Origin of the sequence: Lactimicrobium sp., assembly GCF_036453465.1 — a bacterium.
Classification (GTDB): domain Bacteria; phylum Bacillota_I; class Bacilli_A; order Erysipelotrichales; family Erysipelotrichaceae; genus Bulleidia.
In genome coordinates, this window is record NZ_JAZHUW010000059.1 from 1 (window position 1) to 8,356 (window position 8,356).

The following is an 8,356-nucleotide window of genomic DNA, read 5'->3' on the forward strand; positions in this document are numbered from 1 at the left end:
TCTTGAAAAGAGAGGCCGGATTGATCAGCGCAGAAGAGTATTTCACCTTGGTACATGTAACAGTGTTGTAATTTGTTGGTGATTTGAACCGCCGGACGCCGAACGGCTTCTCCGGTGGTGTGAGAGGAAAAAAAGATGAGAGCTCACGCTCTCATTCTCCTACTCGATTGTTTCAGACAAATCAGAGAGTGTTGGGTTATAATGCAGAAGTCACATTGGAGGTTACACATGGATCAGAAACAGGAAAAGATCGATCAGAAAGATCTGGCCCGTGCAGAGGAACTGAATGTACCTGTGCAGCAGGCAATTTCAGCATATTATCATGACCGTTCCCAGAAGAATGTTGCCGTTATTCTGCAGTCTTTAACAAGAGCAGTACTGCTGGTGCCTGGTGTACAGAAAGAAGAAGGTCCTGCCAACGGTGTCAAAGTATCCTTTTCCATTATCAAGGATGGATCTGGCAAGCCTTACTTTGCGGCTTTTACAAGTGTGAAGCAGCTGGCAGCCTGGTCGCCGGAGAAGGCAAAAACGCAGGCATTCCTGCCGGTTGACTTTACCCGGATGGCACAGATTCTGGAAGAAAATCCGGTAATTGGCGGCTTTATGATCAATGTTAAATCCCAGCCGTTTCTGATGCCTGCCCGCCTGTATATTCAGGCATACCATGCTTTGATGAACAGACTGAAGGGAATGGCATGAAGATTGCGGTGTATCTTGGCTCATCATACGGAAGACAGCCTGCTTTCAAAACCGCTGCCAGAGAATTGGGCAGTCTGATTGGAAAACACCATGATACTTTGATTTATGGCGGAGCATCGGTTGGCTTAATGAATGAGCTTGCCCAGGGGGCATTGGAACAGGGCGGCCAGGTGATCGGCATCATGCCGCGCTTCATGGTTGATGTTGGCAAGCAGAGAAATGATCTCAGTCAGCTTGTCATATGCGAGACGATGAGTGAGCGGCGTGATCGAATGAAAGAAGTGGCCGATGGCTTTATTGCCATGCCAGGGGGACCCGGTACTCTGGATGAAATTTCAGAAGTGATTTCAGACAGCCGCCTGCATCTTCTGCCTGGCAGAATTGCACTGCTCAGTCTGAATGACTACTATGCACCTTTGAAAAAACAGTTTGATGACATGATTTCCAATGGCTTTATGGAGCCAATGGATAATCTGCTGTTTGCGCAAACTGTGCAGGAAGGCTATGACTGGGTCACAGGGAGATGATGGAAAGACAGGAGGAAAACAAATGAAAAGAGCAACAATACTTTCTGCTATTCTGGCATTGACACTGGCAGGATGCGGCAGTGCTGCTGCAGCTGTGTCTGGTTCACCATCTGCTTCACCGTCCGCATCTGCCAGTGCTTCTGTGGAAACAGAAAGCCTGAATGACCAGTATACCAATCTGCCTGTTGATAATGCCTTTACCCTGCTCACAGAACATCAGGATGTAGAGGATATGCTCAATCATGGTACAGGTGTGCTGTTCTTTGGTTTTCCGGAATGTCCATGGTGCCAGTACTATGTACCGATGCTCAATGAAGATGCCCAGAGTGCTGGTGTCAATGTGAAGTATTACAACATCTATGTTGATAAGACTGCTAACCGTACCTGGTATGACAGTATTGCGGATCTATTGGATGAGAAGGACAGTGAGATCACGCATTATGACAATGATGGCAAGAAAGTGATCTATATGCCATTGGTGATCTTTTTACATGATGGTGAAATCATCGGCTTTGACGATGAGACATGTGATCTGGATTCTGATGAGATTGCACCTGCTGACTACTGGACGGATGAAAAGATCAGTGCTTTGCATGAGCGTCTGTCTTCTCTGCTTTCGAAGGTTAAAGAGTTCCAGGATGAGGGAAACAAGGAAGGCTGTGCTGTCAAAGCATCACCGGATTGTTGAAAAGAGGCTGTTTGCGGTGTGCAGTGTGCAGGAATGCATTGCATACGTGGAAAAGCTGATGATATAATGTTGACTGCAGCGAAAGGAGCGATCCATGCTTAACGCGTTATTAATGATTGATTCAGCACTGCTGATTATTCTGACTCTGCTGCAGGGCGGCAAGTCAGATGGAATTTCCGGTGCTTTTACAGGAAACGGCGGCTTGAACCTGTTTGCCAATGTCAAGGAGAGAGGCTCTGAGAAAGTAATTTCCAATCTGACCCTTGTCCTTGGAATTCTGTTCTTTGTACTTGTGATATTGATCAGAGTTCTGTAAGATTCTTGTAACAATCAGCGTTGGTATAACTGCCAACGCTTTCTTAATATCTGAGGGAAATGAATTGAGGAAAGAAATGGAAGATTTACAACAAAAGATACTGGACCTGTTAGCAAATAGTAAAAAGAGCAGTCTTGATACCGGGGCGATTGTGGCTGGGCTTCACCTTGGCAAGGGAGGCAACTTTGCCTCTGTCAGCACAGCATTGAACCAGATGGAAGACCAGTGTCAGATTGTCCATAACATCAATGGCACATGGGATCTTGCATCGGTTGTCAATCTGTATACCGGCACACTTTGTGTCAATACCAAGGGACTTGGCTTTGTCGACAAGGAAGATGGCACAACCATCCGCTTTGATGCCCGTGATCAGCTGGATGCCTTAAACGGTGATGTGGTTGCCTATCAGGCCGGACCTGGTCAGGCATACGGCCATGTCATCAAGGTACTGCAGCGTGCCCATGTTAAGGTCATTGGTACTTATGAAGGTGCCTATAAGCCAAGACTTGTCCTGGATGACCGCAAACTGCAGAACAAGGTACTCAAGGTAGAAGGTGCTGACAAGTTCAATATTATTGAAGGTCTCAAGGTACAGGGAACCATTATTGAATATGGCAACCGCTATCTGCGGGTGAGGATTGACCGTGTCATCGGCCATAAGGATGATCCGGGTGTCGATATTCTCTCTGTTCTGATTGACCATGACATTGAGCCAAACTTCCCGGATGAAGTCATGGCAGAGGTCAACCAGATCCCTCAGGAAGTATCTGAAGAAGAAACAAAAGACCGTGTGGATCTGCGCAATGACATCACGGTCACGATTGATGGTGATGATTCCAAGGACTTTGATGATGCTGTCAGTGTTGTCAAGGATGGGGATGGCTGGCTGTTAAAGGTATCCATTGCCGATGTACAGCACTATGTCAAAGAGAATTCTGCTCTGGATAAAGAGGCTTTGAAGCGCGGCTGTTCTACATATGTCACAGACAGAGTGGTACCGATGCTGCCGCATCAATTGTCCAATGGCATCTGCTCTTTGAATCCGCATGTTGTGCGTCTTGTCAATACATGTGAGATGCAGATTGCACATGACGGCCACATCGTCAGCTACAAGACCTATCCGGCGGTCATGCGTTCTACTGAAAGAATGACATACAATAATGTAAATAAGATCCTGGATGGGGATCCGGAACTTTGTGCCCGCTATGCCCATCTTGGCACGCTGTTTACAGATCTGCGTGACTGTGCGGATGCGATCCGTGCCCACCGCCATGATAAAGGTGCGATTGACTTTGATACGGATGAAGCCGAGATCAAGTGTGATGAGAATGGTGTGCCGATCAGTATCACCCTGCGTCAAAGAGGCCATGCCGAGTGCATGGTTGAGGACTGCATGATTGCTGCCAATGTGTGTGTAGCCAACCAGATGAGACTGGCCAATGTACCATGCGTCTATCGTATTCATGAATCACCGGAGGCCAAGAAGCTCAAGAGCTTTATCGATACCTCCTTCCTGCTGGGCCATAAGTTCCGTCCGGAAAGAAGCGTGGCAACACCGAAGGAAGTGCAGCAGTACCTTGAGAGTGTCAAGGATTCTCCGGAGTTCCCGGTATTGAGCATGATGCTTTTACGGTGTATGCAGAAGGCACGCTATGATGCCAGACCCGTCGGCCATTTTGGTCTTGCCGAGACAGACTACCTGCATTTCACTTCGCCGATCCGCCGTTATCCGGATCTGATCGTGCACAGGATGCTGACAAGATATGTGTTCAATCAGTGCAAGGATCCTGATCAGATTGCCAAAGATACCGGTTCGATGCAGGAGTTTGCGGATCAGTCATCTATTCGTGAAAGAGCAAGTCAGGATGCGGAATATGAATGTGATGATATGAAGAAGGCACAGTTCATGGAGAAGCATATCGGTGAAAAGGGCGAAGGTCTGATTACCGGTGTGACGTCCTTTGGCTTCTATGTGGAACTGCCCAATACCGTGGAAGGTCTTGTGCATATCTCTCATCTCAATGATGATTACTACACATATGATGAGGACCGCATGGAACTCAAGGGTTCTCATTTCAAGCATGTCTATCAGCTTGGCCAGACGGTCAAGGTGGTATGCCTTGCGGCATCCCATGATACCCGTCAGATTGATTTTGGCATTGATGGCATGAAGGCAGCGCCAGAGCGCCGTGACCGCAATAATAATGGCGGCAGAAACGGCTACAGAAAGCGCAGGAGAGACAATCGTGGCAGAAGGTAAAACAAAAGAAATTGCCTATAACCGGAAAGCAAAGCATGATTACTTCCTGGAAGATTTCTATGAATGCGGCCTGGTATTGACCGGCACGGAAATCAAATCCATCCGGGCAGGCCATGTGCAGTTCAAGGATGCCTATATTTCCATCTATCATGGTGAGGCATGGATCAAGGGTATGCATATCAGTGCCTACAAGTATGGTTCCTTTGCCAATGTGGATGAGGAACGCGATAGGAAACTGCTGCTGCATAAGGATGAAATTGCCAAGCTTGACAGCAAGGTGCGTACGAAAGGCTATACGCTTGTGCCGGTGCGGATGTATCTGAAAAACGGCAGAGCCAAGCTGGAGATTGCCCTTGCCAAGGGCAAGGATCTCTATGATAAGAGACAGACAGAGAAGATCCGTGATGCCAGCCGGGAAATGGCAAAAGCGTTGAAGCGTAAAGGATAATAATATGAGACGTGTCATTACATATGGAACATTTGATCTGCTTCATTATGGGCATATCAATCTGTTAAAACGGGCAAAGTCGCTTGGCGACTATCTGATCGTTGGTGTATCCACCGATGAGTTCAACTGGAACCAGAAGCACAAGAAGTGCTATTTCCCGTATGAGAAAAGAAAAGCACTTGTCGAAGCGATCCGCTATGTGGATCTGGTGATTCCGGAAGAAAGCTGGGATCAGAAGATCAACGACATGCATGAATATCACATTGATGTATTCTGCATGGGTGATGACTGGAAGGGTAAGTTTGACTATCTGGAAAAGGAAGGTGTCGAGGTTGTTTACTTCCCGCGCACTCCGGAAATTTCCACAACCCAGATCAAGCATGATCTGAACAAAGGAAGTGAAAAATGATTGATCTTCCAAAGGCATATGCGGCTTTTGCGTCCTATGTGAAAAACTACAATCCTGAGGATGGCAAGGTAAGACTGAAGATTGTGCATACCGAGCATGTAGCAGCCATTTCCCGGGACATTGCCCAAAGCCTGCATTTATCCAAAGAAGATGTCCAGCTGGCTGAGCTGATTGGTTTATTGCATGACATCGGCCGCTTTGAGCAGATCAAACGGTATGGTGATTTCCGGGATTTCCTGACCATTGACCATGGCAATTTCGGAGCTCAGCTGCTGAAAGAGGGTCTGATTGAGCGCTTCCTGGATGATACAAGCCTATATGATCTGATCATTACAGCCGTGCAGCTGCATAACAAATACAGACTGCCGGATGGCCTGGATGATAGAACATTGCTGCACTGCAGGATCATCCGTGACGCTGATAAGACGGATATCTTCCGGGTCAGAACCGAAGATCCTCTGCTGGATGTGCAGACCTTTACCAGAGAGCAGATGGAAAACTCAGCGGTGACACCGGCTCTTTATGAAGAGTTCTTCCAGGAACACAGCATTCTGGCAAAGCCTGGCCGCACACCGGCGGATACATGGATTGCGGCAACGGCTTTGATCTTTGATTACAACTTTCCTAGAGGGCTGGCAATTCTGAAAGAAAAGGATTATATCAGCCGCATGATTCACCGCTTTGATTTCAAACTGCCTGACACAAAGGAAAAGATGGCCAATGTGGAGCAGTATGCCAACGGCTGGCTGGATGTACACAGCAGGGCTTGAATGTAAAGTTTTGGCGTGCTATATTCTTTCTGCCGCAAGGCAATCCCGGGGCTGTCATGGTTTCGACAGGTTTTTAGTTTGATTCGGACTGCAGTGGAGCGGTGACCTTATCACCAAAACAAAAATAAACGCTAACAACAATAGTTACGCTTTTGCTGCCTGAGTTCGCTTAACGCGATGCAGCATCCTCTGACCGTTCTTTGCTGTTTGACGGACAGAGCGTAAATGAACAGATACGGTGAGGCTTCGCCTGGCGGCCGATCCCGACAATCTTACAGGCAAATTCAGCAGGCGGTCTGACCGCTGACATACCTGCTGTCTTACTAACAGCGGACTAAACTGTAGAGGTCTGAATGTGGGACGATTCCTGGACACGGGTTCGACTCCCGCCAGCTCCATAGCCCATTGGCTTTCTGGATGATTCCGGAAAGCCTTTTTTCTGGCTCTCTTTACATGCGACAAATAACGCTCTGATATAGGCATATTATTCTTATAAATTTGTGAAGAACGTGTGAAATCTGCACGAAAATGGCGCTGTGAGGACAGCTAACCTTGATTTAACACTTGTTTCAGACTAAATTATAAACATGTACGGAAAAAGAAAAGCAAGATTCCTGACATCACTTTTACTGGCCGCAATGATTGCCGCACCGGTATCTCCGGTATTTGCGGATGAGCATAAGCCGGATGAAACAAGCAAGGTCAGAGTCTTTGAGATTGATATGAATAACCAGAACCCGCTTTCTTCTTTGAAGGAACAGGCAATCAGGGAACGGGCTGATTATGATGCAGCAATCAACCTGAATCAGGTTGATTTTGACAAATCGACGATTCATACTTCGGCATTCAATAGAACCAAGAGCGGCATTCAGAATATTACAGTCAGTATTCAGATCGTACGTAAAGATGACAGTGCAGACAGTGTTGTTTATTCTTTTTCAGAAAATGCGGCTGTGAAGCTGATTGCCTCAGATGGTCCGCAGGTCATTCTGAAACAGAGCGAAGTGACAGTGGATCTTGGCTCTGAATTCAAGTATGGCGACAACATTGGATATGTTTCCTCAACTGTAGGTAAACTGCCGGTGATCAAAGAGACAGACAATGTCGACATGAATACGGAAGGAACATATACATGCTGGCTTACCTTTGTGGATGACAGCGGTGATACAACCAAGATTTCTTATCTTGTGAATGTCCGCAAGCCGGCAGAGGTTACAAGAAGTGAAGAGGAAGCAGCCCAGGCAGAGGCACAGGCGGAAGAGCTTGCCAGTTCCAATGGCATGAACGTCACCCAGGCTGCTGCTCTGCAGAGCCAGCTGTCTGCGTATAATCACAGCGGCGGTGCTTCTTCCGGTTCTGTATCTGATACGCCGGTAACCGGTACGTATTACAATGGCGATTCCTACGTATCCCTGTTGAAACAATGGGTTGGCTTTACATGGGAAGGCAAGCTGCAGTGCGTTGGCTATATGCATTACCGCTTCGCCCAGCATTATGGCTTTATGACCGGTAAGATCAATGGCAATGGCCGTGATCAGGCATGGGGTATCGCAGCTGCCTCTGCCAACTGGAGCATACATTTCTACCTTTCCAATTCACCTGCACCTGGTGCAATCTTCTCCGGTGTTGGTACTGATCCAAGCGGACACACAGCTTTTGTTGAAAAAGTCGGAGACGATGGCCTCTGGGTATCTGAGGCATGGGGATCTACCGGCCAGGTCAACGAGAACAAATACTACACCTGGTCACAATGGTCCAGTATGTATCCGTCCGGTGTTGTCTATGCCGTTCCGGAAACATCACAGGCTGCATAATCACAATAGAGATAAACAAGGCGTATGGCAGATGCTATACGTTTTTGTTATGTATTTGATACGAGTAATGTAAAGTGATCTTTCTAATATCTTTTCTGTGGAACTGTCTAAACAAAAGATAAATGGCAAATCAGCCATCATGGCAATTATTGAAAATGAAAGATACATAACGTGCAGAAAACTGAAAGCGGCAGACATCCTCCGACTGCTCAACAACGGTCCAATAGCACTTCACGTTCAGCGAAAAAAAACAATTTAACATGATCAAAAAATATCATCTATATACTTGAATTGTCTTGGCAATCAGCCTATTGTTTTCTTGAAGAGGGCATATTAACAAATCAGTGAATTTTAGCTCCTTGCATAGATGATAGTGTAATGATGGTTTTTCACCAGTTGATTCACTTCCAGCCATGATAACGTAT

General features: G+C 46.8%; 9 protein-coding genes and 1 other RNA gene. All 10 read left to right on the forward strand.

Annotated features, from left to right (window positions below; genetic code table 11):
* The first annotated feature begins 228 nt into the window (after positions 1 to 228).
* The 10 genes from SOI44_RS10325 (at position 229) to SOI44_RS10370 (ending at position 7,931) form a co-directional block, all read left to right on the forward strand.
* Positions 229 to 699, forward strand: coding sequence for an SseB family protein (locus tag SOI44_RS10325; protein ID WP_331349135.1), 471 nt, complete (start codon positions 229 to 231; stop codon positions 697 to 699).
* Positions 696 to 1,226: a TIGR00730 family Rossman fold protein gene (locus SOI44_RS10330; protein WP_331349136.1), complete on the forward strand. Its 531-nt coding sequence runs from the start codon at positions 696 to 698 to the stop codon at positions 1,224 to 1,226. The genes SOI44_RS10325 and SOI44_RS10330 overlap by 4 nt, the downstream gene beginning before the upstream one ends.
* Positions 1,227 to 1,248: 22 nt before the next feature.
* The gene (locus tag SOI44_RS10335) at positions 1,249 to 1,914 is read left to right on the forward strand and encodes a thioredoxin family protein (protein WP_331349137.1); all 666 of its coding nucleotides are present in this window, start codon (positions 1,249 to 1,251) and stop codon (positions 1,912 to 1,914) included.
* Between the two features lie 94 nt (positions 1,915 to 2,008).
* Entirely contained in the window at positions 2,009 to 2,230 is a 222-nt protein-coding gene (secG, locus tag SOI44_RS10340) for a preprotein translocase subunit SecG (protein ID WP_108774351.1), read from the forward strand.
* 76 nt (positions 2,231 to 2,306) lie between these two features.
* Positions 2,307 to 4,490: a ribonuclease R gene (gene rnr, locus SOI44_RS10345; RefSeq protein WP_331349138.1), complete on the forward strand. Its 2,184-nt coding sequence runs from the start codon at positions 2,307 to 2,309 to the stop codon at positions 4,488 to 4,490.
* Positions 4,477 to 4,938: an SsrA-binding protein SmpB gene (gene smpB, locus SOI44_RS10350; protein ID WP_331349139.1), complete on the forward strand. Its 462-nt coding sequence runs from the start codon at positions 4,477 to 4,479 to the stop codon at positions 4,936 to 4,938. Before rnr ends, smpB begins: the two co-directional genes overlap by 14 nt.
* 4 nt (positions 4,939 to 4,942) lie before the next feature.
* The gene (gene tagD / locus SOI44_RS10355) at positions 4,943 to 5,347 is read left to right on the forward strand and encodes a glycerol-3-phosphate cytidylyltransferase (RefSeq protein ID WP_331349140.1); all 405 of its coding nucleotides are present in this window, start codon (positions 4,943 to 4,945) and stop codon (positions 5,345 to 5,347) included.
* Positions 5,344 to 6,117, forward strand: coding sequence for an HD domain-containing protein (locus SOI44_RS10360; RefSeq protein ID WP_331349141.1), 774 nt, complete (start codon positions 5,344 to 5,346; stop codon positions 6,115 to 6,117). The genes tagD and SOI44_RS10360 overlap by 4 nt, the downstream gene beginning before the upstream one ends.
* Before the next feature lie 47 nt (positions 6,118 to 6,164).
* Positions 6,165 to 6,518: a transfer-messenger RNA gene (gene ssrA / locus SOI44_RS10365) on the forward strand.
* Between the two features lie 186 nt (positions 6,519 to 6,704).
* Positions 6,705 to 7,931, forward strand: coding sequence for a CHAP domain-containing protein (locus SOI44_RS10370; RefSeq protein WP_331349142.1), 1,227 nt, complete (start codon positions 6,705 to 6,707; stop codon positions 7,929 to 7,931).
* The last annotated feature ends 425 nt before the right edge of the window (positions 7,932 to 8,356 follow it).

Coding starts and splice junctions, on each gene's coding strand:
- SOI44_RS10325 (WP_331349135.1), top strand. CDS start 229: ATGGATCAGAAACAGGAAAAGATCGATCAGAAAGATCTGGCCCGTGCA.
- SOI44_RS10330 (WP_331349136.1), top strand. CDS start 696: ATGAAGATTGCGGTGTATCTTGGCTCATCATACGGAAGACAGCCTGCT.
- SOI44_RS10335 (WP_331349137.1), top strand. CDS start 1,249: ATGAAAAGAGCAACAATACTTTCTGCTATTCTGGCATTGACACTGGCA.
- secG (WP_108774351.1), top strand. CDS start 2,009: ATGCTTAACGCGTTATTAATGATTGATTCAGCACTGCTGATTATTCTG.
- rnr (WP_331349138.1), top strand. CDS start 2,307: ATGGAAGATTTACAACAAAAGATACTGGACCTGTTAGCAAATAGTAAA.
- tagD (WP_331349140.1), top strand. CDS start 4,943: ATGAGACGTGTCATTACATATGGAACATTTGATCTGCTTCATTATGGG.
- SOI44_RS10360 (WP_331349141.1), top strand. CDS start 5,344: ATGATTGATCTTCCAAAGGCATATGCGGCTTTTGCGTCCTATGTGAAA.
- SOI44_RS10370 (WP_331349142.1), top strand. CDS start 6,705: ATGTACGGAAAAAGAAAAGCAAGATTCCTGACATCACTTTTACTGGCC.